At 48.6% G+C, this 26,403-nt stretch carries 20 protein-coding genes; 7 read left to right on the top strand and 13 right to left on the bottom strand.

The genetic code is table 11. From position 1 onward, the window contains the following. Together BGO59_RS30030 and BGO59_RS30025 are read right to left on the bottom strand one after the other, a co-directional pair. The gene (locus BGO59_RS30030; RefSeq protein WP_293690355.1) at positions 1-1,095 is read right to left on the bottom strand and encodes a Fic family protein; all 1,095 of its coding nucleotides are present in this window, start codon (positions 1,093-1,095) and stop codon (positions 1-3) included. Positions 1,096-1,439: 344 nt separating this feature from the next. Beyond that, positions 1,440-2,402 (bottom strand): HNH endonuclease, encoded by a 963-nt coding sequence (locus BGO59_RS30025; protein WP_293690352.1) that lies wholly within the window; start codon positions 2,400-2,402, stop codon positions 1,440-1,442. Between the two features lie 125 nt (positions 2,403-2,527). Between BGO59_RS30025 and BGO59_RS30020 the strand changes: the two genes are divergently transcribed. After that, the gene (locus tag BGO59_RS30020) at positions 2,528-3,994 is read left to right on the top strand and encodes an amidohydrolase (RefSeq protein ID WP_293690349.1); all 1,467 of its coding nucleotides are present in this window, start codon (positions 2,528-2,530) and stop codon (positions 3,992-3,994) included. A 77-nt stretch (positions 3,995-4,071) separates the two neighbouring features. On the opposite strand, the gene BGO59_RS30015 is transcribed toward BGO59_RS30020, so the two are convergent. Next, positions 4,072-4,443 carry an endonuclease domain-containing protein gene (locus tag BGO59_RS30015; RefSeq protein WP_293690346.1) on the bottom strand — a complete coding sequence of 124 codons (372 nt, stop codon included), beginning with the start codon at positions 4,441-4,443 and terminating at the stop codon, positions 4,072-4,074. Between the two features lie 301 nt (positions 4,444-4,744). Between BGO59_RS30015 and aspS the strand changes: the two genes are divergently transcribed. The 3 genes from aspS to BGO59_RS30000 all read left to right on the top strand — a co-directional run bounded on the left by aspS (position 4,745) and on the right by BGO59_RS30000 (position 8,599). After that, the gene (gene aspS / locus BGO59_RS30010) at positions 4,745-6,514 is read left to right on the top strand and encodes an aspartate--tRNA ligase (protein WP_293690343.1); all 1,770 of its coding nucleotides are present in this window, start codon (positions 4,745-4,747) and stop codon (positions 6,512-6,514) included. A gap of 145 nt (positions 6,515-6,659) precedes the next feature. Continuing rightward, the gene (locus BGO59_RS30005; RefSeq protein ID WP_293690340.1) at positions 6,660-7,337 is read left to right on the top strand and encodes a response regulator transcription factor; all 678 of its coding nucleotides are present in this window, start codon (positions 6,660-6,662) and stop codon (positions 7,335-7,337) included. After that, positions 7,334-8,599, top strand: a complete 1,266-nt coding sequence (locus tag BGO59_RS30000) for a HAMP domain-containing sensor histidine kinase (RefSeq protein WP_293690337.1) — start codon at positions 7,334-7,336, stop codon at positions 8,597-8,599. Before BGO59_RS30005 ends, BGO59_RS30000 begins: the two co-directional genes overlap by 4 nt. 7 nt (positions 8,600-8,606) lie before the next feature. Here BGO59_RS30000 and BGO59_RS29995 read toward each other — a convergent pair whose 3' ends face one another. From BGO59_RS29995 to rsmA, 6 genes are all read right to left on the bottom strand, one after another. Then, positions 8,607-9,392, bottom strand: coding sequence for a DUF2490 domain-containing protein (locus BGO59_RS29995; RefSeq protein WP_293690334.1), 786 nt, complete (start codon positions 9,390-9,392; stop codon positions 8,607-8,609). A 142-nt stretch (positions 9,393-9,534) separates the two neighbouring features. After that, positions 9,535-10,080 (bottom strand): arsinothricin resistance N-acetyltransferase ArsN1 family B, encoded by a 546-nt coding sequence (locus BGO59_RS29990; protein WP_293690331.1) that lies wholly within the window; start codon positions 10,078-10,080, stop codon positions 9,535-9,537. Positions 10,081-10,089: 9 nt separating this feature from the next. Next, positions 10,090-10,368, bottom strand: coding sequence for a DUF2442 domain-containing protein (locus BGO59_RS29985; protein WP_293690329.1), 279 nt, complete (start codon positions 10,366-10,368; stop codon positions 10,090-10,092). Position 10,369: 1 nt separating this feature from the next. Further along, complete coding sequence (locus BGO59_RS29980) at positions 10,370-10,648, bottom strand: DUF4160 domain-containing protein (protein WP_293690326.1); 279 nt, start codon at positions 10,646-10,648, stop codon at positions 10,370-10,372. A gap of 175 nt (positions 10,649-10,823) precedes the next feature. Beyond that, on the bottom strand, positions 10,824-12,176 hold the full coding sequence (mgtE, locus tag BGO59_RS29975; RefSeq protein WP_080057884.1) for a magnesium transporter: 1,353 nt from the start codon (positions 12,174-12,176) through the stop codon (positions 10,824-10,826). 72 nt (positions 12,177-12,248) lie between these two features. Beyond that, positions 12,249-13,049: a 16S rRNA (adenine(1518)-N(6)/adenine(1519)-N(6))-dimethyltransferase RsmA gene (rsmA, locus tag BGO59_RS29970; protein ID WP_293690321.1), complete on the bottom strand. Its 801-nt coding sequence runs from the start codon at positions 13,047-13,049 to the stop codon at positions 12,249-12,251. Positions 13,050-13,221: 172 nt separating this feature from the next. On the opposite strand from rsmA, the gene BGO59_RS29965 reads away from it, so the two are divergent. Further along, positions 13,222-14,601 (top strand): TlpA disulfide reductase family protein, encoded by a 1,380-nt coding sequence (locus tag BGO59_RS29965; protein ID WP_293690318.1) that lies wholly within the window; start codon positions 13,222-13,224, stop codon positions 14,599-14,601. 208 nt (positions 14,602-14,809) lie between these two features. On the opposite strand, the gene BGO59_RS29960 is transcribed toward BGO59_RS29965, so the two are convergent. Further along, on the bottom strand, positions 14,810-16,159 hold the full coding sequence (locus tag BGO59_RS29960; RefSeq protein WP_293690316.1) for a RagB/SusD family nutrient uptake outer membrane protein: 1,350 nt from the start codon (positions 16,157-16,159) through the stop codon (positions 14,810-14,812). A gap of 37 nt (positions 16,160-16,196) precedes the next feature. After that, positions 16,197-19,268 (bottom strand): TonB-dependent receptor, encoded by a 3,072-nt coding sequence (locus BGO59_RS29955; protein WP_293690314.1) that lies wholly within the window; start codon positions 19,266-19,268, stop codon positions 16,197-16,199. Between the two features lie 501 nt (positions 19,269-19,769). Between BGO59_RS29955 and BGO59_RS29950 the strand changes: the two genes are divergently transcribed. Then, positions 19,770-21,050 carry an OmpA family protein gene (locus BGO59_RS29950; protein WP_293690311.1) on the top strand — a complete coding sequence of 427 codons (1,281 nt, stop codon included), beginning with the start codon at positions 19,770-19,772 and terminating at the stop codon, positions 21,048-21,050. A 97-nt stretch (positions 21,051-21,147) separates the two neighbouring features. Continuing rightward, complete coding sequence (gene nth / locus BGO59_RS29945; RefSeq protein WP_293690309.1) at positions 21,148-21,810, top strand: endonuclease III; 663 nt, start codon at positions 21,148-21,150, stop codon at positions 21,808-21,810. A 68-nt stretch (positions 21,811-21,878) separates the two neighbouring features. Here nth and BGO59_RS29940 read toward each other — a convergent pair whose 3' ends face one another. Both BGO59_RS29940 and BGO59_RS29935 read right to left on the bottom strand, forming a co-directional pair. Beyond that, the gene (locus tag BGO59_RS29940) at positions 21,879-22,418 is read right to left on the bottom strand and encodes a hypothetical protein (RefSeq protein WP_293690307.1); all 540 of its coding nucleotides are present in this window, start codon (positions 22,416-22,418) and stop codon (positions 21,879-21,881) included. A 23-nt stretch (positions 22,419-22,441) separates the two neighbouring features. Continuing rightward, positions 22,442-26,323, bottom strand: a complete 3,882-nt coding sequence (locus tag BGO59_RS29935; protein ID WP_293690305.1) for a hypothetical protein — start codon at positions 26,321-26,323, stop codon at positions 22,442-22,444. Positions 26,324-26,403 lie beyond the last annotated feature (80 nt).

Here is a 26,403-nt window from a genome sequence, read left to right as displayed (position 1 = left end):
TTATTCCTTCAATAAGTCAAATAGACGTGTATTGATGAATAATGTTTCCTTCCACTTTTTCTCAGATCGGAGTAAGCCAATTTTCTCAACTGCCCGTAAATATTTAGAGGCTGTCCGCCGATCGATCGACAGCTTGTCAACAACATATTCAATTTTGCTGTAGGGATATAGAAACAATACCTCGACCAACTCTTTGCTATATACAGTCGGAGCCTCACGTCGAATTTGCTCCACAGTCTGGTCAAAAAGCGTCTGAATACTAAGTATTTGGTCAATAGTCTGCCGAGCCGTTTCTTCAACCGCCTGCAACATGAAAAGTATCCAATCCTGCCAATTCTGAGAAGTTCGTACTTCCTGCAGCAACCGATAATAAGTTGTCTTGTGCCTGATAATGTATCCGCTAATGTATAAAATTGGCTCGGTCAGCAACTCCTGTAGGATTAAGTAGAGCACATTAATAATGCGTCCTGTTCGGCCGTTTCCGTCATAGAATGGATGAATACTCTCAAACTGGTAATGTTGCACTGCCAGTTTGATGAGCGGGGCAACATCGTCCTCGGCGTTTATATTCAGATACAGTTCCAGATTCTGCATTAAGGCTTGAAGGACATCAGGATCATCGGGAGGTGTGTAGATAACCTCCTGCGTGCGATCGTTTCGTAGGGCGGTACCGGGTAATCGGCGAATACCCGCCTGATTAGCCTCTAACTCCTGCTGAATAGATATGATTGCATTTGTACTCAGAAAGCCACGCTCTTTAACAAACCGAAACCCTGTATAAAGTGCCTGTCTGTATTGCAATACCTCCTTCGTAGCACTATCGATGGGCTGATTCTTAGCCGTCAACGCCTGATACAGTTGGTCGCTGGTGGTAATGATATTTTCAACCTCCGAACTAGCTTTGGCTTCTTTCAGCACGAGTGCATCAACCAGAATAGCCGGATTAGGCAGTAGACGGCTCAAGCCTTTCAGTTCGGCCAATGCTCGAGACGCCCGACTCTCCTGCCGCAGAATAGCCAATGTTTCGACTTGTTCACGTGAGGGAGGTAATAGCGGTAAGCGATTGTAGGACTGGGCAGACTGAAAATTTATCATATACAAAAATAGACTTTTTTTGCACATGATAGGCTCTTCGTGTACATCCTGTGTACATGACCGATCTCAATTTTACCGTGAAACATTCCATTAATAAAAGCCTGTTTCACTACTTGCCGTGGCTGTTGATGTTTTGCCGGATCGTAATTAACAAGATAATGGACAAGAACGTCAGTATCGAAATAAATCACGATTACCCAAAATCCATAGCATTAATACTATCAATCAACTCATGAAGATCGGCAATACCAGTAGTAATCAGCAAGATAACGAAATTTTTAGCGGCATTGTTCTACCTGACTTTTAAACTTGCTTTCGACTCTCAATAGAGTATATTCTAAAAATTACCGTCTAAATCGCTCCTGCATGTGCCATCGAAAATGTTCTATCTTTGGGTAATGCACCTTGCCAAACGGAAGTTGTAAGGGTTTTCTGTGAAACTGCGTCAGATTATAAGAGCTCATTGGATTATCAGCGAGTAAAGGCGAAACCACTACCCGTAACTGTTCATCTACTCCTATCATACCACGATCAAAGGCAGTATGCAAGTTGGGACAGAGCGAAATCCCGTTGGTGACTTTATCATCGCCTGAAATGCTGATGGGTACAATGTGACAAGCTTCTACCAACGACGATCCATCAACAGCAATCACCTTCATTCCTGAAATAGCGCAGGTGAAATCATAAACTTTGGGCACAAGTTTCTTGAACAACCCTCCCCGAACAAAGCGAATCTCTTCGTCTTCTTTAATCTGTAGTTTTTCATAAACTACTTCTTTTTCATTCAGTAAATACGTTTCCATATCCTGTAAATAACTACGTCCAGCATTTTTTACCGACCAAAATTCAGCCTTTGTATCGCTGAAATAATGATCGAGCAATGTCCGTTTCAGATCGGACCGGGCAGCGTCATTCATTAATAAGTCGAACAGGCTATGATCGAAATAGCCGTAGTCAAGCCTATCATTCAGTGTTTGAACGCTTCGAATATACTGATCGAGCTGATAACCTAGCCGGGCATTCAGAAACCAGAAACCATCGTGCTGAAGATAGAAAAAGGGCTGGGTAAAGTCATCTTTATGGGCTGTGTTGACCAGTAATGCGAAGTTTTCCTTAAACGTAGCAACCAATTCAGGAGTGATCGTTATCCGGTTATCCGAGATAATATGTTTGTCAATCAGTTCGAGCAAACTAATCAGAAAAACTGGCTTGTGCGGAGCTTTGCCATACTGTGTTCCACCTTGTCTAAGCTTTGTAAACTTCCGCTTGTATACCTTTAACAGGATTTCATCAAAAGGAATCGACATAAAACTGGAATTTGGCAGGCAAAGATAGTACCCTTCTAATAAGATTGCCCAAACCGTCTTTTTACCGTATTTTTATCGGCTTACAACCTATTTCTCCAAATATAACCGCGACGACGGCTTAATCTATGAAAACACAGTTCCTCTCAGCGGCTTTGCTGCTGCCGTTACTGGCAGTTGCCCAACCCAAAGCCAAGAAATCACCCACTGCTGCCGTAGACCCTGACAAACAAACCATCCTGGCCGATCTGGACAAACGATTCCCGGAATATGCGGGTATTTCAAAACAGATCTGGAACTTCGCCGAGCTGGGGTATATGGAGGAGAAAAGCTCTGCCCTACTCGAAGATCAGCTACGCAAGGAAGGATTCGATGTAAAAACGGGCGTAGCGGGTATTCCAACGGCCTTTGTTGCCACTTACGGTTCGGGCAAACCCGTTATCGGAATTTTAGGCGAGTACGATGCTCTGCCTGGTCTGGCAACCGAAGCCAAGCCGGAGTTTACGCCCATTGCCGGACAGAAAGGTGGTCATGGCTGCGGACATAACCTGTTCGGAACAGCCTCAGTAGCAGCTGCTACCGAAATCAAAGACTGGCTCAAAAAGTCGGGGCATTCGGGTACCATCAAAATTTATGGCTGCCCGGCCGAAGAAGGCGGCTCAGGTAAAGTATACATGGTTCGCGAAGGGCTATTCAACGATGTCGATGTAGTACTCCACTGGCATCCAGGCGCTGCTAATTCAGCCGATGCCGGTACGTCGCTGGCGAATAAAAACGCCAAATTCCGGTTCCGGGGTATTGCGGCCCACGCGGCTGCGGCTCCCGAACGCGGCCGGTCGGCGCTGGATGGTGTCGAAGCCATGGACTATATGGTCAATCTGATGCGGGAGCATATTCCGTCCGATACACGCATTCACTATGTGATCACACGCGGGGGCGAAGCACCGAATGTGGTTCCGGCCTTTGCCGAAGTGTATTATTATGCACGTCACAAAGACCGCGACATCCTGCAAAGTGTCTGGAAACGGATCGAAAATGCGGCCGAAGGAGCGGCTAAAGGCACGGGCACCAAAGTCGAATGGGAAATTCTGGGGGGTGTTTTCAATCTGCTGCCCAACGTAACCCTGGCCGAAGTGATGCACCAGAATCTGACAACTGTAGGCGGTGTCAAATACACACCGGAAGAAACCGAATTCGCCAAAAAGATCAGCGAAACCTTCGACAAGAAAGTACCGATTGAAGAAGCGGCCACCATTAAAGATTTCCGTGATGCCTCCGACAACCCGGTTAGTGGCGGCTCAACCGATGTGGGTGATGTAAGCTGGACTGTACCGACGGTTGGCCTCTCGACGGCTACCTGGGTGCCGGGTTCATCGGCTCATAGCTGGCAATCGACAGCCGCCAGTGGCATGAGCATCGGGCAGAAAGGGATGCTCGTAGCCGCCAAAACCCTGGCCCTGACCGCCCTCGATCTGTACAAAAGCCCTGCCCTCATCGAGAAAGCCACTGCCGAGTGGAAGCAGAAACGCGGGGCCGATTTCAAATACGAAGCCCTCCTCGGCGACCGTAAACCGGCACTGGACTATAGAAAGTAAAGAAATACCCCTAAATCCCCTGAAGGGGACTTTGCTCGAGTTTGGACAAAGTCTCCTTCAGGGGATTTAGGGGTTATCTATATTTGGGGTAAAAACTCTGTTATTTCTGTTAATACAGCATCTACACGCAGCAAAACTTCTTCATTACGGAAGCGAATGACTGTAAGACCAAATTCCTTAAGTACATACGTTCGGTTTAAGTCATATTCCTGCTGATCGACAGAATCGTGTACACTCCCATCTAGCTCGATCACTAATCGTGCAACGTGACAATAGAAATCGGCAACAAAATACCCGATTGGATGTTGTGCCTTAAAGCGTAAGCCTTTAAAACGCTTCGCTCGCAGATGTTCCCAAAGCAAAAGCTCAGCCGGGGTCATTGCTGCGCGCAGTTTCCTGGCATTCTCAAAAATCTGAGGAGAAGCTCCGTAAAACATATCACTTTTCATCTGGCTTCACTTATCTAATGCATTAGTTCTTCGAGACGTAGTGAGTCGGTTTCGTCACGTTTTATATCTAAGTTCTAAACCCCTAAATCCCCTAAAGGGGACTTTGTTCAATTATGAGCAAAATCCCCTTTAGGGGATTTAGGGGTTTAGCTAGTATGGGTAAGAGATTACCTTGTCCGTTGCGCCCGGAGTCCCTACCTTTGCGGCAGAATTTTAATGAGCGAGTAAGTGATCGGGTAATTTTTGACGATTTCTCATACCAATTCACTCAATCACTCATTCGCTCAATCACTCATTATATATGCTTCGAACGCACACGTGCGGAGAACTCCGCCTTACCGACACCAACAAAACCGCAACACTCAGTGGCTGGGTACAAACCATTCGGGATAAAGGGGGCGTATTATGGATTGACCTCCGCGACCGCTATGGGATTACCCAACTCCTGCTGGAAGATGGACAGACAGCACCCGAACTCTTTGCCACAGCCCGCTCGCTGGGTCGCGAATTTGTCCTGAAAGCGACCGGAACCGTCATCGAACGGAAATCCAAAAACCCAAACCTGCCTACGGGCGATATTGAAATCAAGGTAACGTCGCTGGAGGTGTTGAATGCAGCGAAACTTCCTCCGTTCCTGATCGAAGACGATACCGATGGGGGTGATGACCTTCGGATGAAGTATCGCTACCTCGATTTACGCCGGAATCCCGTTCGGCGGAATCTGGAATTGCGGCATCGGATGGCGCAGCAAACCCGGTTGTACATGGACGGGCAGAACTTCATCGAGGTCGAAACACCCGTCCTGATCAAATCGACGCCCGAAGGTGCCCGCGACTTTGTGGTACCCAGCCGCATGAATCCCGGTGAGTTTTATGCATTGCCCCAATCGCCACAAACCTTCAAGCAGTTGCTGATGGTATCGGGCTTCGACCGATACTACCAGATTGTGAAGTGCTTCCGCGACGAAGATTTACGCGCCGACCGCCAACCTGAATTCACACAGATCGACTGCGAAATGTCGTTCGTGGAGCAGGAAGACATCCTGAATATGTTTGAGGGACTGATTCGACACCTGTTCAAAGCCGTGAAGGGGATTGAGCTGGACGAAGTGCCTCGTATGACCTATGCCGATGCCATGCGGTTCTATGGGTCCGACAAACCCGATACGCGTTTTGGCATGCAGTTCGTTGAGCTGAAAGGCACGTTCGATACGGTCGATATGACCTCAGGCAAGGGCTTTGGCGTGTTCGATTCGGCTGAACTAGTGGTCGGCATCAACGCACCGGGTTGTGCGCAGTATACCCGCAAGCAACTGGACGAACTTACCGAGTGGGTCAAACGTCCGCAGATCGGTGCCAAAGGCCTGATTTATGTCCGATATAACGAAGATGGTACGCTGAAATCGTCGGTCGATAAGTTCTATTCGGAAGAGGACCTGAAAGGCTGGGCGGCTCATTTCGGGGCGAAACCCGGCGACCTGATGCTGATCATTTCGGGCGATACGGCCAAAGCTCGCAAGCAACTGAACGAACTTCGTCTGGAAATGGGAACGCGACTTGGCCTGCGCGATCCAAACGTATTCAGCAGCTTATGGGTGCTCGATTTCCCCTTACTCGAATATGGCGAAGAGGAACAGCGCTGGTTTGCCATGCACCATCCGTTTACATCGCCAAAACCGGAAGATATTCCGCTACTCGAAACCGATCTGGGGGCTGTTCGGGCCAATGCCTACGATATGGTTATCAACGGCACCGAAGTTGGTGGTGGCTCCATCCGAATCTTCAACCGCGAATTGCAGGCCCGTATGTTCAGCATTCTCGGTTTCTCGGACGAAGAGGCAAAAGCTCAGTTTGGCTTCCTGATGGATGCATTTGAATACGGTGCACCACCCCACGGCGGTATCGCGTTCGGTTTCGACCGACTGTGTTCTATCTTCGGGGGCGAAAACACCATCCGCGACTTTATCGCGTTCCCGAAAAACAATTCGGGTCGCGATGTGATGATCGACTCGCCATCAACGATTTCGCAGGCACAGATGGATGAACTGAAAATTGCTACCGTAGCCAAATAACATCCGGCTTCGCTTCAAGACACCGAGGGCCTGGGGGTTTCTTTTCCCTGCGCTCTCGGTGTCTTTGTGTTTAAACAATCCCTCAAATCCAGAATCTTTCCAACATTGCCTCCTACTTTCGTAGGATCAACGAGTCGATAACGGGATGAAAGTACTGGTAATTGAAGATGAACAGGGCCTGGCCGAGAGCATTACCGATTATATGGTAAAAGATGGCTACATCTGCGAAACCGTAACGACATTCCGGGATGCTGAGGAGAAGATCCACCTGTACACCTACGACTGCGTGATCGTAGACCTTACCCTGCCCGATGGCAATGGCTTTCAACTGATCGAAATGCTAAAGCGGCTTATGGCCACAACGGGTGTCATTATCATATCGGCTCGTAATACCCTCGAAGACAAGCTGAAAGGCCTCGATATTGGCTCCGACGATTACCTAACCAAACCCTTTCACTTGTCCGAACTCAACGCACGGGTAAAATCGTTGATGCGTCGGCGGCAGTTTGGTGGCTATACCGAAATCCGGTTTCAGGAACTGGTGGTTGTGCCCCAAACGCGCAAGGTGTTTGTCAACGGACAGCCAACTACGCTTTCCCGAAAAGAGTACGACCTATTACTGTACTTTCTGTCCAACATTGATGTAGCCCTGACCAAAGCCTCCATTGCCGAACACCTGTGGGGCGACAACATCGACTCGGCCGATTCGTTTGATATGGTGTATTCGCATATTAAAAACCTGCGTCGGAAATTACTCGAAAAAGGAGCCGCCGACTACATTCAGTCAATTTATGGGATTGGCTATAAATTCAGTCAGCCTTGAAACTGCTCGCCAAAACCAACCGGATTTACTTAGCGTTTTCGCTGGTCATCTACCTGCTGACGGCGCTGGCTTTTTACCAGATAATCCGGTTACTGATCTACGAAGAGGTTGAAAGCCGGTTGCGGGTCGAACGAAGGGATTTTGAAACCTACGTCCGTATACACAATACCTGGTCGAGTAGTCCGTATTTCGTTGAAAACAAGATTGAGGTAGTGCCCGTCAGCAAGCGCCAGTCCGTCAGAGAATCGTTTAGGGATACCTTAATTCTTAATCGGTATGATAACGAACTTACTCCGTTTCGGCAGTTGACCTTTTACGAACCGATTCATGGGGTTATGCACCGGGTTTCGATTCGTAAGTCGTTGATTCAGACCTATCGGCTCATTGAAGTCATTACGGCAACGATGGTGGTTTTTCTAGGCTTGCTGCTATTGGGTATGTTCTGGTTTCAGCGACGGCTATCCGGTCAGCTCTGGTATCCATTCTACGAGACTCTGTCCCGCATCAAGCAATTCGATCTTAGCACCAATTCGTCCCTGGACCTTAGCCCAACCACCATTACAGAATTCAATGAACTGAATGACGTTCTTCAGAAAATGGCGGCCAAGATGCAACAGGATTACCGGAGTCTCAAAGAGTTTACCGAAAACGCTTCACACGAAATTCAAACCCCGCTGGCGCTGATTAATGCCAAAGTGGAACAGCTGATTCAAACCGAGTCGCTTTCCGAATCGCAAACGCACTGGATTGAAACCATCTATCAGGCTTCGCGTCGTATCTCCCGGTTAAATCAGGGGTTATTGCTGCTGGCCAAAATCGAGAATCGCCAGTTCAACGACAGCCAGTGCATTGATTTAGCCAACCTGCTGGCCCAGAAACTAGCCGATATGGACGATGTGCTGTCGTTCAAACACCTTTCAATTCAGGTAGGCCCGGTCGTTCCGTTTGAGGTTAGTTTACCAACCGCCCTGGCCGATAGTCTGGTAACGAATCTGGTCAACAATGCCATCAAACATAATCAGCCCAACGGCCGTATCGAACTGGCGTCTACGCCTGATCAGCTATGCCTACGTAACACCGGAGGAGCCCTGACTACGGAGCCAGAACGGCTTTTTGAACGATTTAAGAAGGAAAGCTCCGGTCCTGATTCGGTTGGGTTAGGGCTGTCTATTGTCCGGCAAATCTGCGATAGCTACGGACTTCGGATTGCCTATCAGGCAGCAGACGGTGTTCATGAGATTTGCATCGGCCGCGCATCCTAGTTCATCACTAATCAGGCTGTGTCGGCAGCTTCTCCGAATCACTATGGCGTTTCAGACGATAGATCAAGCCAATGACAAGATTGTTTTTACCCGTAGCGGTCTGAGGAGAAAACACGCCACTTTCAAACGTGGCCGGATTATAGTTAGTCTGATTGACCGCACCAACCTGCAAAATCCACTGCGAGTCGAACTGGTAGCCAGCGCCCACATAAAAGCGATTTCGCTCAAAGACAGGCCCAACCGGATTAAGAAAAATCTCGTCGTAAATCGACAGGAATACGGTTTTATCCGTAATGGTGTGCTTGTTCAGTGGGATGAACGTGTTGAATCGATAACGAATTCGGTTTCGAAAGGGTGTACTGCCATCCCGATAGGTAAACCACCGCTGTTCAATCCGGTATCGGTGTTCAAATTTGAGTCGCGACAAGTACTGGTTGACGGTCAATTGCTCCCACAGCCGTTTCTCGGTGTTGAGTGGCCCCGCCGATAAATCCTGGTAATCGTAGGTTGCATACCGCCCACCCGCTACCATCAGCGAAAAGTTTTTATCGACATCATAACTGACACCACCTTTCAATTCATTGTAAAAGAACTGCTGGAACATTCCATTGCCCCGAGCCTGTATTTCAGCAAAACCACCCCATTTTTTTTCACCGCCCGGCAGCACCAGTGTACCAATCAGCCAGGTTCCCGTTGGCGTAGAGGGGGTAAGCGACGTTTGCGCCTGTGTACGTCCGGCCAAGCCTAAAACAAGGCTGATCGTCAGTACAGTAAAGAGTAGTATGCGATTCACAACTATAACCTGCTACGGTATCTTCTAAGTAGAATTACGCACAAAAGTAGATAACGTTAGGGTCATATTAAATCGATAACACCAATGTTAACAATTGCTTAATATTGAGTTCAATACCGTCAGGCAATAGCGATCAGTCGGTCTATCTAGGCGGCCCTATCAAACGTATGGATGTAGGCGCAGGTGGGTTCAGTTGATGTGGTTGTAGGAGGAGTTGAAACCAGGCTACACTATGCCAGGCTCCCATTTTATACCCAATATTTCGGTAAACCCCAACTGGCTCGAAACCCATTGATTGGTGAAACGCTTCACTCTTCGGATTCGGTAAGGTTATGCCCGCATAGGCGTTGTAATATCCCTGCTGGCGCAGATAGGCGAACAAGTTGGTATAAAGCTGGCGGGCAATTCCTTTTCGGTGCCCATCGGGATGCACATACACCGACGTCTCGACTGACCATTGATAGGCCGTTCGGTCGCGGTGCTTCGAGGCATAAGCATATCCCAGCACACGACCATCAACCTCGGCTACCAGATACGGAAGTTGCTGCTGAATGGATCGGATACGTTCCGTAAAGGCATCCGTCGATGGTACGTCGTATTCAAACGTGATGGTCGTATCGGTAATGTACGGCGCATAGATTGCCAGAATGGCTGGCGCATCGGCCGGAGTGGCAAAGCGGATCGTCATGAGCTTGAATTAGGCTTCATGACGATACAGGTTAAAATTCCCCAGAATCTGTTCAATATGAATAACTTCGTCAGCATCGTCAAACGAAAAGCCATTACCGTATTTATACCAATATAGCCGTTGTTCTGGAGTTAGTTTTTGGATACTTGGGAAACGGTCAAGGGGCATAATGATAGCACGCCCATCTTCCAGTTCAACCCGTAACTGGTTATTGGCCGGAAAACTGATCGATTGTACCTTAGGTACAACATCCCAATATCCTTCAACCGGAGGTTTCACGCTTACCATATCAATTGATTTTTATAATTTCCACTTTCTGCCCAGATAGGAATTGTTCCCATTGCTGAATCAATTCTTCTCTATATAACACTGTGATCTGCAAAACTTCCCGCTGTTCACTTAATGACAACTCGCCCGATTTCGCCATCTCAACATCAGGCTCCAGCCATACTTTACAAAGTTGCTCGGTCCCCTTTCGACCTATATGAACATGTTTACGATTCTCAAAAATATCTGTTCCGAATATAGTAAATATCCAGACAGCCCGGTAGATCAGTAGCTTAGGCACGCTGTTAACTTGAATTATCGAAGAGCTAATTTATAAAAAATCTACTAAATAGTAAACCATTTTAATAAGATCAACTACAATCTATAAAAACTCTCGTTATTACCAAAAGAGTTTTGACTACTACGGAACGGTGTAGAACGTATTCGTCTATCCTGATTAAATTAACGCTTCTATTCTATACCTCAGCCAATAGCCCCTGCGCAATCAGGAAATAGACCCCGATGCCGATAAGGTCGTTAGCAGTGGTAATAAATGGGCCGGAAGCTACCGCCGGGTTTACCCCTATCCGATTGAGGACCAAGGGGGTAACGGTACCCATAAACGAAGCCAGTAAAACTACAGCCAGCAACGAGATAGCCACCACAAAAAACAGTCGGGGTTCGCCAATAATAAACGTATACGTCCCCGCAATCAGGCCAACGACTAAGCCATTGATAATAGCGACCAGCAATGTACGCAGAAGCCGTTTGGCCATTGTCATACTCAGCCCCGTAGAATCGGTGAGGCTTTGCAGAATAAGTGACGAGGTTTGAATGCCCACATTCCCACCCGTCGATCCAATGATCGGAATAAAGGCAGCCAGTGCCGCCACTTTTCCCAGTTCACTCTGAAATCCGTTGATCACCGTAGCCGCCAGCAAACTTCCTACAGCCCCCGCCACCAGCCAGGGCAATTGTACTTTCGACCGCTGCCAGACATTGTCGTCTTCCTCTACTTCGCCCGATAACCCTGAAATCACCTGGATGTCTTCTTCGGCCTGTTCAGTAATCACGTCGACGACGTCATCAATGGTAATCCGCCCCAGCAGGCGCTGCTGCACATTGACGACCGGAACAGCATCCAGGTCATACTTTTGCATCACCTCGGCCACTTCCGCAACGGGTCGGTAGGTTTCCACAAAGACGACATCCTCGTCGTAGATATCGGCAATTTTAGCATTCTTACGGGCCAGCACGATTTTCTTCAGCGATACCAGGCCCAGTAGTTTGCCTACGTCATCGACCACATACACTGCGTACACGTTTTCGACATCTTCGGCCTGTTTCCGAATTTCCTCGATGCAGGCATTCACCGTCAGATTGACGTTGATCTTGATCAACTCTTTCTGCATCAGGCTACCCGCTACGCCATCTTCGTAATGCAGCAGGTCCAGAATAAACCGAGCCTGTTCGCGATCCTCCAGTAGCCCCATGACTTCCTCACGCACCTGAATAGGCTGCTCATTAAGCAAGTCAACGGCGTCGTCCGAATCCATCTGGTTGATGAATGGGGCCAGTTCTTCGGAGGTAAAGAGCTTTAACAGATTGGTTCGTTCGGCAGGATCGAGATTAGCCAGAATTTCGGCCCCTACCGATTTGTCCAGCAAACTCAGAAGGTAATGCGCTGATTCGGATTCCAGCTCATCCAGAATACCCGAAATATCGGCCGGGAACAGCTCTTCCATCTCCGCGCGTAGCAGCGCGTCGTCGCCCGCATCAATGGCCGACTGGATTCGTTCCAGGTATTCTTTGGTGAGTTCGAACGTCACGACTTAAAAAGCGAAAGAGTGAAAGAGCGAAAGAGTGATTTTACAAGGAAAGCCTATCGCAGGAACGCCAGCCTACTCTTTCGCTCTTTCGCTCATTAATACTGTCAATTCCACAAACTGTGCCACGCTGAGTTGCTCGGCGCGTTTTTCGAGGTAGGGACTGGCAAGGGCCGCTTCAGTCAGGCCCAGCGGCTTTAAGGCATTTCGGAGTGTTTTTCGACGCTGGTTGAACCCGTGTTTGACCACCTGCACAAATTTCTTTTCATCACATCCCAGCTCCGTTTTATCGTTCCGTCGAAGTGAAATCACACCTGAATACACTTTAGGGGGTGGATTAAACACGTCTGGATCAACCGTAAATTCATATTTGATGTCGTACCAGGCTTGCAGCAGCACACTCAGGATACCGTAGTCTTTGTTGCCCGGCCCCGATGCTACGCGCTGCGCCACCTCCCGCTGAAACATACCCACTACCTCGGGCACCCGATCGCGCATGTCCAGTACTTTAAAGAGAATCTGGGTCGAAATATTGTACGGGAAGTTGCCTATTACGGCAAAGGGCTCCGTGCTATCGGGTTGTTTGGCCGGTAATAAGTCGGGGCGGATGGTCAGAAAATCGGAGGGGAGAATCCGGCCTTCCAGTGCCGGGAAATGCTGTTTCAGATAATCGACCGATTCCCGGTCAATCTCGATCACATACGTCTGAAACCGACTGTCGTTCAGTAAAAACTGTGTCAACACCCCCATCCCCGGTCCTATCTCAAGCACTTTCTGATAGTCACCATGTCCGGTCAGTAGTTCGGCGATACGCTGCGCAATACTAAGGTCTTTTAAAAAATGCTGACCGAGTTCTTTTTTGGGCTTTACAGACATTATACGGGCAATTTTCGGGCGACTCAGATTCGATGTATCCGCATTGGAGTACAAAGGTACGGGGCATCCGTCAAATTATGGATTTTTGGTAGCCAGCGCATCGTATAAATATGCATTCTCCTGAATACACCAACACACAAAGCAGTCTTTTATAACTTATAGCCAACCACTTATGCATAAGCCCTACCCTTTTCTTGCTACGTTTCTGCTGCTGATTTGTGGTCTGCTCTCGCAGGCGCAGACGTTACCCATGCAGGCAGCTACTCATTTCAACCAGTTTCAGGATGCCTACGGTCAGAAAAAACTCGACTCGGCCAGTTACTATGCGCAACAACTCGCTCTCGAAAGTCCTGAGCTGTTAAACTTTCTGGTTCACGACAGTTTCGCCCAGAGCTTCATTCCGTCAACTCATTCGCCCTCCGATACCGTTTTTGCCCGGCAATTACTTCAAAAGTTATACTCAGGTAATCTGGCCCTTCAACGCAGTACATACCCACTATACCAATGGCTGGCCATCCAATCCAATCTGAACAATAGCCTGAAACTTCACCAGTTATTGAAGGGATTTATGGTTGCTCAGGAGCGTACAGACGAAGAAATCGGTAACCGGCTGGATCGGTATGCGTTATTGATTTATACCGCCTTAAAGCCACACCCTGCCTATGCTGAACTGGCCGACACCCTGTTTGAACACACTCGTCGTCGGCTTGAGCATGCTGTGAATGGGTTTTACTATCCACAAACCGATGATCGAAGACAACGGGCCGGGCGGGCGTACTTCCGGTACCTGATGGCTTATGCGAATTTTGTGAAAGCCAATGAAGCGTTAAGCCAGCAAAATCAGACGCTGGCCGAGTCATATTTGAAAGCGGCCTCTCAGTTCAGCCCCGACGATACTGACCGGATGGCTAAGTCGGCCTATTTCTACGAAGCTGCGTTTCTGCTGGATGGCAAGGAAGATTTTCACGAAGGGTATGCCCAATTCCTGATGGCAAAAGGCGACACAACCAATGCGGTAGATGCACTAACGGAACTGACGCTGGCTGATCCCGGCAATCTGCCCCTGCTTAAGAACTACTACCAGAAAACTCATTTTTCAGCCCTACCCTTCCAGACCTACTGGACAAAAAAGCTGAATGAAAAGCTGAAGACTGCTGAGACGTTTCGGATGACAGACCTCAGCAACAGCGTATTCGACTATAAAACGCTTCGAGGAAAGTGGATATTGATTGATTTCTGGGGAACCTGGTGCCAACCCTGCGTAGAAGAGCTGCCTCGTTTCCAGTCCTTTTATGCCGATCTACAAAAAAAGAGCTCTGGCAACATAGTGGTTTTTACTGCGGCCTCACACGACACCGAAGCACGCGTCAGGGAGTTTATGAAAAAACATGCGTATACCTTTCCCGTTGTCATGGCCGATGAAGCCTTCATCAAACAATTCCGGGTCGGCGAATACCCAACCAAAGTCCTGATTACTCCACAAGGAAACCGAATGAAAATTCCGCCCGGAACAAACTGGGCCGAACGGGTAACGATTCTGTCACAGAATTAATCGACCATTAGTTCTACCAATCCGGGTTTACGCATAAAATCATAGAACCGCATCGACGGAAGGACTGATTTTTATACCTTCTATGATTTAGTAGAGTGGATTTAGCAGGATTTCAGGCACTCCACAGTCGGAGTCAATTCATTCAAACAAAACGAGCGAACCTCCGTCTGGAAGTTCGCTCGTTTTCTCATTGATTAGCTGTTACTGCTTAGTAACCAGGATTTTGAACCAGATTTTTGTTGGTATCGATCTCCCGCTGAGGAATTGGCAGCACGAGGTTATTGGCATTGTAAGCGGTTGTACCCACCGTACCGGCCGTACGTTTCACATCGGCAAGTTGTTGCCCTTCAAACGCCAGTTCCAGACGCCGTTCCAGCAGGATAGCCGCCAGATCGACCGACGTGAGTGCTGTAGCTTTAGATCGGGCCCGAATCAGATTGACATCGGCCAGTGGCGTAGCGCCAACAGCCGTATTCAGGCGGAGGTTCGTTTCAGCACGAATCAGGTACATTTCTGCCAGACGAACCACAGGCACATCACCGTATTGATCGTTGTATTTGCTGGTGAAGGTGTTCTGCCCTGCCGTATTGAAGAAGGTGCCCCGCACATCGCCCGTACCATACAACTGCCGGAATTTGGTTTGCACCCGCACATCGCCCCGGCCCTGGTTAAGCGCCGACGCATAGAAGGTATTCATATCATTAGCGCCATCCTGGTCGGTTACGATAATCTTGAAAATCAGTTCCGATCCGTTCGTAGCATCGTTGAATACATCGGCAAAGTTGGATGCAAGGCTATATTGCCCCGACGTAATAACCCGGTTAGCGGCATCGCGCGCTGCGGTATAATTCCGCTGTTGCAGGTAAATACGGGCCAACATGGCAGCCGCAGCCCCCTTCGTGGCAAAACCATTCCCCCCTGGCTGGGTAGCAGGCAGATCGCTCTCAGCCTTGGTGAGATCGGCTATTGCCTGGGCATACACTTCGGCAACCGTGTTCCGGGCGCGGTAATCCGCTTCTGTTACACTGTTAGTTGCTGTCAGCACAAGCGGAACTCCCGGATTTGATGCGGGTGTACCGTCGTTCCAGTCTTTGGCAAACGCTTTCACCAGCTCAAAATACAAAGCCCCCCGGATAAACAGAGCCTGCCCTTCGGTATTGGCCCGGTTAGACTGACCTACTTTATCCAGCGCCGAGAGTACGTTGTTTGCCCGGTTGATAGCATTGTACCCATCGAGCCAGAAATCGCGGGTGTAGGTGTTGGACGTTGTGACAGCCTTCCGCCAGATTTCGTCGATGGCCGCATAGGTTCCACCGAATACGACATCCCGGTTGTCGCCCAGCAAATCGCCCGCATACTGGATTTCTCCGCCATACACGTTCACGTCACTCAGACCGTCGTAAGCGCCGGTCAGCGTAATCTGTACGTCCTGTTCGGTATTTAACGCCTGACTTTGCTCGATACTTTGCGTTGGTACAACGTTCAGGCGGTTGCCGCAGGCCGTCAGCAACATACCGACGGTTCCAGCGTATAACCAATGTTTTATGGATGAATTCATAGAAAAATGCATTTGAAAAGTCGTTTTAACGAAGCTATCAGAAACCGATGTTGATACCGCCCGTGATGGTGCGTGCCTGAGGAGCCGTATAGAAATCGTATCCCTGAGCAATGTTCGATACAATGTAGTCGGCGTTTACTTCAGGATCCCAGCCGGTATATTTCGTAAACGTCAACAGATTCTGCCCCGTCACAAACAACCGAACGTTATTCAGTTTCGCCCGATTGATCAGGGCTTTTGGCAGGTTGTACGACAGGGTAGCTGTACGCAACCGAACGAACGATCCATCGAGAATGAAGCGGCTGGACGACTGAGCCCCGTTGTTGTAGTACAAACGAGCTTCGGGTACGTTGGTGTTGGTATTCTGTGGGGTCCAGGCAGCTAACTGATCGACGGTCTGGTTGTCTTCATACCGACCGTTGGCCGACGAATACCGACCTACGCCGTAGAAGTTGATCTTGTTGCCAAATACACCGTTGAACAATACACTTAGGGTAAACCCTTTATAACTGAAGGTGTTGGTCATCCCTGCCGTCCATTTAGGCAGTGGGCTACCGACCACAACACGCTGCGCCTGACCATATACATTGGTCGTTGAGCGGTCAATCGACCCGTCGGCATTTTTCGTGTTTTTATACCAGAGCGCATCGCCATTGGCCGGATCGACACCCGCATACTCCTGCGTGAAGAAAACGCCCAGCGGCTGTCCTTCTACGGCCCGGCTCATGGCATTAATACCGCCTTCGATGATCTGCCCCTGTAGGTTGGTGATCTTGTTGGTGTTGGTAGCAGCATTGAGGTTGGTCGTCCAGCGGAAAGCACCCGTAAGGTTTTCGGTGTTCAGCACAAACTCAAACCCTTTGTTTTCCAGACTACCGACGTTGCGGAACTGGGTAGCAAATCCTGTGGTGCCCGGTACGTTTACACTCAGCAACAGACCCGACGTTTGCTTGTTGTAGTAGTCAATTTCCCCATTGATGCGGTTGTTCAGGATGCCAAAGTCAACACCCACGTCGAACTGATTGGTGGTTTCCCATTTCAGGTCGGGGTTTGCTAGCTGCGATGGCCGCTGACCGGGTAGCGTTCCATAACTGGCGTCGCCCGTGAACAGACCCAATTGTGGGAAATTCTGAATCTCGGCATTACCCGTCTGACCATAGCTGGCCCGCAGTTTCAGGAAGCTGATGGTACTGTTGTTCTTCAGGAAATCTTCTTCCGAAATTACCCAGCCTCCCGATACAGCCGGGAAGAACCCGTAACGGCTGTTCAGACCAAAGCGGGAAGATCCATCGACACGAGCGCTTAGACCGACCAGATACCGATCCGAAAATTTGTAATTAGCCCGCGCAAAGTACGACAGGAAGCGGTAATCGGTTTGCGTAGATGAACCATCCGTTTTCCGGGCAGCACTGATAATCTGACGATAAGCATCCGATGGGAAATCGCGGCCCTCCGTGAAACTGGTCTTTTGCTGCGACTGCTGATACGACATCCCCGCTGTCAGGTCAAGAACACTACGGCCAAACAGCAAATTGTACGTAAAGAAGTTGTTAGTCGTATAGTTCTCTACCCGAACGTATCGATTCTGACCGATACCCTGTGGTGCACCGAAATTACGCTGGGTTTTGCTGTTGTAATACAGTTCTTCCTGCTGATTGAGCACGTCCAGGCCAAACTCCGTACGGAACGACAATCCCTTAGCGATCTGAAGTTGTCCAAACACATTGGTCAGCGTGCGATAGACTGTCGTATTAAAGTACGCATTACCAATGTTAATCATTGGGTTATAGTAGGTCGGAATGCTGATGTCGCCCGGAGGAGTTCCGACGGGTAGTCCCGTAGTCGGATCGATCGACGGGGTCATTGGCGGTAGAGCCACCATCTGCATCGGGTTATCAAACTGGTTATCAGCCGAAATCCGCTGATTGAAGGTACGGGTCAGGCCCATATTGATACCCACCCGTAGCCGACTCGATACCTGATGATCCAGATTCAGACGACCCGAATATCGTTTGAGCGCATTACCAATCAGGATACCTTTCTGATCCAGAATCTGACCCGACATATAAAACGTCGTTTTTTCGTTACCACCGTTCAGATTCAGATCGTACTGCTGATACGGCGCATCCTGATAGGCCAGATCGCCCCAGTTGGTGCTTACCTGTTGAGGTGTTCCGTAGGTTCCCAACCCTTGTGTTTCATAGAAGCCCTTCATGTAAGAACTGTAGGAGTCAGGATCAGCCGGGTCAAGCCCTTCAATCCGGTCGGAGTTAGCAGCCGCTTTATTATAGAAATTCACGTATTGCTCCGTATTCAGGAACTGTAGTTTACGAGTTGGCTTGCTCGATCCATATTGTGCGCCAAACGTGATGTTAGTGCGCCCTGCTTTCCCTTTTTTGGTGGTGATCAGCACCACGCCATTGGCCGCCCGAGCACCATAAATAGCCCCAGCCGATGCATCTTTCAGAATATCAACCGATTCGATGTCCTGCGGATTAATATCGGCCAATGGGTTGGTAGCCGCACTGTTAAAGCTCAGGTTATCCGTCGTAACGGGCGTGCCATCTACTACATACAGCGGTTGGTTCGACGCCGATACCGACGACTGACCACGCACCCGAACCTGAATCCCCTGACCCAGCTTACCCGACCCGGCATTGATCTGTACGCCAGCAGCTTTTCCCTGAAGCGCCTGATCGAAGGTGGTAACGGGTTGATCCTGAATATCAGCCGCTTTTACTTTCGCAATGTTGCCCGTCAGGTCACGTTTAATTTGCTGACCGTAACCCGTTACGACAACTTCGTTCAAATTCCGGACGTCAGTTTTCAGGACCACATTGATCGTCGTCCGATTATTGACCACTTCTTCCGTCGTGGTAAAACCAATAAAACTGAAAACAAGTGTAGCATTATTGCCAACAGTGAGCCGATAGGTGCCTGTTGCGTCGGTAAGCGTACCCTGCGTGCTCCCCTTCACACTGACCGATACCCCCGGCAATCCACTGCCATCATCGGACGATGTAACTCTACCCGAAACCACCTGATTTTGGGCATAAGCCCCTAGTGCCGTCATCAGCAGCAGGAAGCTAATCTGTACGAGTTTTCTCATAAGTTGTTAATGAAACATAAGTGATAATAGTGCAAAAGTACAAAAGTCAACAACAAATTAAAAAATTGTTAAGCAAGACCAACTAGTACACTATAAATGTCTAATTAGAATAATTGATTAATAAATGAGTTATTAAAAGAATAAAATATCCATAAAATATCTATTAACCTAACTATTTAGACGTCGATAAGCATGATAAATTGTTTGAAAATTCATATTTGACTACTTAATCCCCAATATGCATAAACTAGAAAAAATACAAAAAACTACTTATAACATAAGTAAAAATAACCATTAACTAATAAGTACATTTAACCATAATACACTCAATACGAACATTGGGATCGAGGGGCTAAACGGTGCAAAATCAATTATTTACACTACCTATATCCGACTGACCAGCTTATTTGGCTTAGGTTATCATTCCAACTATCGGTTAAACTATGAAACAGCTTTTAGTGTCTAATCGTTAGTGGTATGTGCCCGTAAACGCAAACAATAATGAACAAGAGACTCCTGTCCACCTTATGCCTGACTCTGCTCGTAACAGGCTTACGCGCACAGGTACAATATACAACCGAAAATCCGCGTGTAGATGACGTAAACGACCGCGATGTGACCATCAAGCGGGTCGAACTAACAGCCCAGTATACAATCATTTACATGAAATTTGAGTCGCAAAGGCAGTCACTGACGCTCCCAAACCGTCCCTGGCCATTTCCAATTCCAGCGCCAAATGGGGAAGAACTCTCAACAAGTAACATTGGTTTTCAGCCAACGGCTCGTTTGTATGTCAATCAGGGCGAGAAATCTTACAAATTTATTAAAGCTGAGAATATACCGGCCGAAACCCGTCGGCGTGTACAGCCGGGCGAGCGGGTTGATTTTGTGGCTTATTTCGAACGGGTCGACCCCGGCTATACCACCTTTGACCTATATGAATGTAGAGACAGTAAGGGCTATGTCTGCTTCAATTTCTGGGGCGTACATATCATAAATCCATTACGAAAAAATCAGTACTCGCAGCGTACTCCCAAAGCCCCTACGCCTGTACCTGTACAACCAAAAACACAGCAACCTCGCTACACTCCCCGCACTAAACCCGGCGTAGGAACGGATGAGCCTGCTACGCCTGCACAACCTAAAGAAGCCCCGACGGAGGTGGCCATTAACGGGATTACGCGGGACGCTAAAACGAAAGATCCAATTGCCGCTACAGTAACTTATCGACTGATTTCGGGAGCCGAAGCGACTGGCGATGATCCTGCCGATTCGGTACGGAGCGATATCCCGACGGGTAAATACCAGATTCCAGTTGGCCGAAAAGGCGTCTATGCCTTAACGGTTTCGGCAAGAGGCTATTTTAGCCAAAGTGATACGCTGGCTACGAATCGCGTGGATGTGACGCGCGACTTCAATCTGGTTCCGATTGAAGCGGGCACGAAAATCACGCTAAAAAACATCTATTTCAATGCATCGCGGTACGATCTTAAACCCGAATCCTATCCTGAACTGGATCGGTTGGCGGAAGTGATGCGCGACAACCCAACCATGCAGATCAAACTGGAAGGACATACCGACATTGTGGGCGAATTCGATGCCAACGTGGAGTTGTCGCGGAACCGGGTCAATGAAGTGAAGAAATACCTGGTCAGTAAAGGCATCAGTGCCGGTCGAATTGAAACGGTTGGCTATGGCCCCTCCCGCCCAATCAATTCTAACAAAAGTCTGAAAGAACGACCTGAAAACCGTCGGGTTGAACTAGTCATTGTCAAGGCATAGGATTCCCGAAGCGCCGAAGAGACGAAAATGTCGCAGAGTACCCAGAGATTTTCGGTTGCTCTTCGTGACATCTTCGTCTCTTCGGTGTTTAGGGAATATGAAACCTGATTTCAACCTCAGCCTTGTGCTTTCCCGAATTGACGAAGCCATCCGTCCCTTTCCCAAAGCCGCTATGTTCGACCTGTTCGAACGAGGATACAACACCCTGTTCGAACAGTTGATCTCGTGTATTATCTCGATCCGAACACTTGACGAAACCACGATTCCCGTTTCGTTGCGTCTTTTCGAGAAAGCCCGTACACCCGAACAGTTGCTGGCGCTGGATATTCCAACCCTGACTAACTTACTATACGGCACCACCTATCCTGACCAGAAAGCGTACACTCTGCATGGCATCGCCGAACGCATCATTCATGAATTTAAGGGCACACTACCAGCCAATTTCGATACGCTGACGTCCCTGAAAGGAGTGGGCCCAAAGTGTGCCAATCTCGCCTTAGGCGTGGCTACAGGACAGGCGGCTATCAGCGTGGATGTTCATGTGCATCGGGTCGTTAATCGATGGGGTTATGTGCATACGAAGCAACCTGAACAAACGTTGAAGGTGCTGGAAGCCCAGGTCCCTCAGCGGCAATGGATCAACATCAATCGGCTGATCATGCCGTTTGGAAAGCACATCTGCACGGGCACATTACCGCACTGCTCCACCTGCCCGGTTCTGGACTATTGCGAACAGGTTGGTGTTGAGCGGCATCGGTAAAATTTGAGTTGGTTTTCTGTTACGCTATTCGGCCGTCCGAAGCACCTTGCGATACTTAGCGAGCTATATTATTTTTTCATTTCTGTCAACATGGCCTCGCGCAGATTGGCAAGCGTTTCCCGGCAAGATTTGTCAATTTCCTGATACAGTTCTGTTTGCCGCTGTACTGTCTGCTCAATCACTTTTTTTGGGGTGGTTTTGCCAGCAGCCGAGCGTTCCATTTCGGCCACTGTACTGCTCGTGGCCCGGATGGGCGCACTCAATCCGTTGCTTTCAGCGATCAAATCAGTTAAAGTTGCTCGGTAACGACCATACTTGGCTTCAAGAGTCAATGTATAGCGGATAGTCTGGTCGTGGATTTTGTACATCGACTTGACAAACAGAATATTATGCTCCTGATCATATTGCTGCTCGGCGGTGAGGTCGGAGGCATAATAAGTATCAGCCCACTCATGAAATTGTTCCATCAGTTGCCGGGCCGGTGCTTTCGGATTGGGTACTTTAATGATCTCCTGATACTGAACCTGGCCAGCTTCATTGTTGGGTAATCGTACCTGCGCAACAGTCTGGATAGATACGCATAACGCAAGGATAAGCAAATACTTCATAGTGAACAGATCATGTAGAAAAGCTACTCCAGTTCGGCAGGCAATGGTCGCTGCTGACTCAGTTTCAAGTAGCTATCGTGGTATTTTTTATTCCGCTTGACACCCGCACTGGTCATGACGCCACTTAGCATGGTTTTGATCCAGTACCCAAAAATAAAGACCTGCGGGTCACGGTCATAAAAAATACGCGAATCTGCTTCATTCTTTTTGCGAATTACCTGGCCCACAATGAAGTTTTTAAACCGTGTAAGCAGCGTTTTTTTTGTTGTATCGGCCGGGCTAAGCAGATGGATTTTTAAGTCTTTGTAGTGCAATTGCATCATACCGACCGATGCGTACTGATTCCCTGCTACCCGTGCCCTGATGGGCTGTGCATAACCGGCTTCCAGATTGGCCGCGATCATAGGACTAGTGATCCGGGTCAGTTCGGGCAGATGGACACCCGACGTATTGAGCGACATCCGGAAACCAGCCAGCGAATCGCCGTAGGATTCCCGATAAAGCAGACGATCAATATGTAGCCCCAGCAGTTTGGTACTGGCACTCAATACCAAACTATCCGTTGCCCGCTTCGGGCGATTGGTAATATTTTTCAGAACGCCATTGATATTTCTCAACGGAACGCTACCCACCCGATTGGTTAATTTGGAGGTTTCGTGATAAAGCACCTGGCTGTTAATCACCGAAATGGAATCGATCCGGAACGGGAAACCCACCTGCCTGACCAAGCGGGTAGGCATTAGTTTTTCGGGAATGAAGCTGGGATCGGGCAGCCGCTTATCGCGCGACACATCCGTCATAACATTTCTTACCACGACATGATGAATGGCTATGCTCGAATCGCGATTCCACTGCGCCGTGTTCAACCCGTTGAATTGGGCTTCATCGCCTTTTACGGTTATGTAATCGGCCTGTAAGTTGGGAGGAGTCATAAATTCCTCTTTGGTCATCGTCGGCGTTATCTGGAACTGACTTACCTGTAGACGAGCATTTTGCGGTTCCCAGGCCAGCTTAGCAGCGTCTATGGCCGTTTTTTGTCCCCTGAACGATACATTGCTGGCTGCCAGACTGGTGTGGTCCAGCCAGGTTCGCCAGGACTGTTTTTTACCTGGTATCCAACTGAAACCCGGATAATCGACCTGAGCGGTAATATGGCCAATAAGTAAAGGATCAGGTGTCACACTTTTCTTAAGATTCAATATTGGGCGCAACTCACTGGCTGTTAAGCTAGCCTGCAAATGCCCCACCAGCATTGGGCGGCCCAGTTGAGAACCGGATAGACTTCCATTACTAAGCTGAATGGTAGACGAAGGCAGACTAGTTTTGAGTCGTGGCGTACTGAACGTTGTACTGGACGGGGCAATACGTAGGGAGGCAAAGGTAAGCGCTTCGTCTTTGGCACCGAAGAAGCTCTGTCCGGTTATATCGACCACCGACTGAACCTGAATGGAACTGGAGTCTTTTTGCAGTGTATAAGCCACCTTCGCTCCCTGCACGTCAAGATCGTGTAAAGTAAACGTAAACGGAATTGGAAAGGCCTTGGCTGGTCCTGATGAACTAGCAGCCTGTTGTTTACTCACCACCGTGAATTCGGGCTGATTTATTTGCAGCGAATGAAAGCGTACGGTTGAAAAATCAGTCGAATTCAATAAGCCTTTGAGCTGGATTTGCGGAACAAAAACCTGCATAGTTTGGCCAGGCCGATTATCGGCATAGCGTAGACCCGTGAGCGTGGAGGTTTGCTGGCTATTCAGATCGATCTGCGCTACCGACAGGCGTTTACCCCCCGGAAAGTTCACATACGTATCCATCAGTTTACCCCTGAACTGTTCCCAGCCAATATCTCCGGTTTCGGTAGATAGTTTATCGATACGGACATTACTAGCCTGAAAGCCTGCCTGCGTTTGTGGTGATAACCCGATGTTGAGGGTAATGTGATCGGCCATCAGTTGATCGATGTGCAGGAGGGGCATCGGCTTTTGGGGTGAATCGGACGACGGGCCTCGGGAGGACCGGGCGGGCTTTTTATGCGTCAATCGGGCATCAATGGCTAAATCATGCACACGAAGTAGCTCGACCTGTATATCTTTCGAATGCTGAAGGGCATCCCATCCCCAGGCATCCCAGTAGACTTTGCTGGCCGTCATAACGGTACCATTGGGTAGGTTTACCTGTAACCTGTCCACCTGGTTGTAGCGCTGTTGCCCTTTCAGCGTGTAATTTTTCAAGGCAACAGCCACTTTGTTGGTAGTCAGGTGTGCATCGGCTATGGTTAGCGTCGGAATAGCATGTTTTATGTCGATCAATGAATCGCTGACCAGAAAATCGTTCAGCAACACATTGGCATTCATGTTGTGCATCGTTACCTCCATGGGGCCATCGCCTTCCAGATGATAGTGCGCATTAGCATTAATGATCTGAAAATGCTTTACCTGAAGCAGTTCGCCCAGGCCGTGGAGTGTTTTGAATAAATCAACCTTTCGAGGAGCGGCTGTAGCTACGACAAACGGTTTCGGCCGATTATCGCCTTTTTTTGTCGCGCTAATGTCAATACTCGGCTGTACCAACTCAGCCGCCGACGCCACAATGCGTTTCTGCATCAGATCTTCAAGACTCACATCATGCAGTTGCAAGAGTGGAGCCTTAAATGTCAGCCCTTTACCCGTTATTCTTCGAGAAGCCGTACCATAGAGCACATTCCGAAAAATAACGTCGTTTCGGACCATCTGAAACGATTCGACCCCAATTTTGAACAAACTATCGGGCGAAAAAAAAGCGATATTCCGTAAACTCAGATTGATGCTATCGGTAATGACCGAGTGCTCACTTTGGGGATTCAGCACCAGGTTATAGATACTCATATTAGCCTTCTGCGTCCCTCCCCGCGATACCGGATTGGTCTTATTTCCGAGCAGTAGCTCCCCATCTTTAATTTGTGTATACCCAATCGTTACGGTTTTAAACAGGGTTTTCAGGTTCGACTGAATCGTACTAACGGTATCGGTTACCTGGTCTTTACGACTCTCGATAGGCAACGTCAAAACGGGCCTGAGGCAAATGAGCGTATCGAGCCATAATTCACCTTTTTGATAAACAGCTGGCAAATGACTGGAATTGAAGAAAAACTTCTCCGCCCGTAAACTCAACTCCCCTTTTCTATCGGTAGCTGGTTTCCGGAAATGGACCGAATCCATCTCGAATAACTGGGTTGAGCTAATGAAGTGCAGTCCTCGAAAACTGAGCGTATTTTTTCCGTCCGACAGCACCCATTTCTGGCGTCCGAGGGCTAGTTCAATATGATCGGAGGCCAACACCCGTCGGTCGTCGTTGTCGATCTTCGAAAAGTTGCGAACCGTCAGGTTAATGTCTTTGATCAGAAACGGGTCTGTCGTATTGCGCTTGTACAGTGCGAACGTTCCGCCCTGTACGTTGAACGACTTGGCGTGCAGGTGCGCTAAGGTTTTCTGGAGATTTTCGAGAATACTCGATGTATGAAAACGCGTTTGGCTATGTCCCTGCGCGTTTGTCCGGTAATCGTGAATAACAATTTCGGGCCTGCTTACCGAAAAGCTATCGACCAGTAACCGTTTGTTTATCAACAATTCCTGCCATGACTCGACCGACAAATAGGCAGTTGGAATTTTTATAGAATAGTAGGAGGATGCCTTCGTAGTATCTTTCCGGGTAAACACCAGCTTATCGATGGTAACCGTTTTATGTAGCAGTGATAGGCTAAGATTATGGGTTTGAAATACATAGCCACCCTGTGTTTCTTTATCGACAGCAAAGGTGATGAGTTGATTCAAATTATGAATCAGTACATAATACACAGCCCCTGCCGCCAGAAACGGGAGCATTACTACCAGAAGAACTAGTTTTACCCAGCTTTTTGACGTCACCTTCATGGTTTTCTCGGCGTGTAGGACAGGAAACGTGTGCAGACAGAACGTAACTACTGTTCCTTAACTTAACAAGTGGCAGGGTC

It is taken from the genome of Spirosoma sp. 48-14, from assembly GCF_001898575.1.
In the GTDB taxonomy this organism is placed as follows: domain Bacteria; phylum Bacteroidota; class Bacteroidia; order Cytophagales; family Spirosomataceae; genus Spirosoma.
Note: the sequence above shows the minus strand (reverse complement) of the source record. Positions and strands in the feature narration are given on the sequence as shown.

Coding starts and splice junctions, on each gene's coding strand:
- BGO59_RS29965 (WP_293690318.1), top strand. CDS start 13,222: ATGCATAAGCCCTACCCTTTTCTTGCTACGTTTCTGCTGCTGATTTGT.
- BGO59_RS30025 (WP_293690352.1), bottom strand. CDS start 2,402: ATGTCGATTCCTTTTGATGAAATCCTGTTAAAGGTATACAAGCGGAAG.
- BGO59_RS29950 (WP_293690311.1), top strand. CDS start 19,770: ATGAACAAGAGACTCCTGTCCACCTTATGCCTGACTCTGCTCGTAACA.
- BGO59_RS29935 (WP_293690305.1), bottom strand. CDS start 26,323: ATGAAGGTGACGTCAAAAAGCTGGGTAAAACTAGTTCTTCTGGTAGTA.
- BGO59_RS30030 (WP_293690355.1), bottom strand. CDS start 1,095: ATGATAAATTTTCAGTCTGCCCAGTCCTACAATCGCTTACCGCTATTA.
- BGO59_RS30020 (WP_293690349.1), top strand. CDS start 2,528: ATGAAAACACAGTTCCTCTCAGCGGCTTTGCTGCTGCCGTTACTGGCA.
- aspS (WP_293690343.1), top strand. CDS start 4,745: ATGCTTCGAACGCACACGTGCGGAGAACTCCGCCTTACCGACACCAAC.
- BGO59_RS29985 (WP_293690329.1), bottom strand. CDS start 10,368: ATGGTAAGCGTGAAACCTCCGGTTGAAGGATATTGGGATGTTGTACCT.
- BGO59_RS30005 (WP_293690340.1), top strand. CDS start 6,660: ATGAAAGTACTGGTAATTGAAGATGAACAGGGCCTGGCCGAGAGCATT.
- rsmA (WP_293690321.1), bottom strand. CDS start 13,049: ATGTCTGTAAAGCCCAAAAAAGAACTCGGTCAGCATTTTTTAAAAGAC.
- BGO59_RS29960 (WP_293690316.1), bottom strand. CDS start 16,159: ATGAATTCATCCATAAAACATTGGTTATACGCTGGAACCGTCGGTATG.
- BGO59_RS29955 (WP_293690314.1), bottom strand. CDS start 19,268: ATGAGAAAACTCGTACAGATTAGCTTCCTGCTGCTGATGACGGCACTA.
- BGO59_RS30015 (WP_293690346.1), bottom strand. CDS start 4,443: ATGAAAAGTGATATGTTTTACGGAGCTTCTCCTCAGATTTTTGAGAAT.
- nth (WP_293690309.1), top strand. CDS start 21,148: ATGAAACCTGATTTCAACCTCAGCCTTGTGCTTTCCCGAATTGACGAA.
- BGO59_RS29940 (WP_293690307.1), bottom strand. CDS start 22,418: ATGAAGTATTTGCTTATCCTTGCGTTATGCGTATCTATCCAGACTGTT.
- BGO59_RS29990 (WP_293690331.1), bottom strand. CDS start 10,080: ATGACGATCCGCTTTGCCACTCCGGCCGATGCGCCAGCCATTCTGGCA.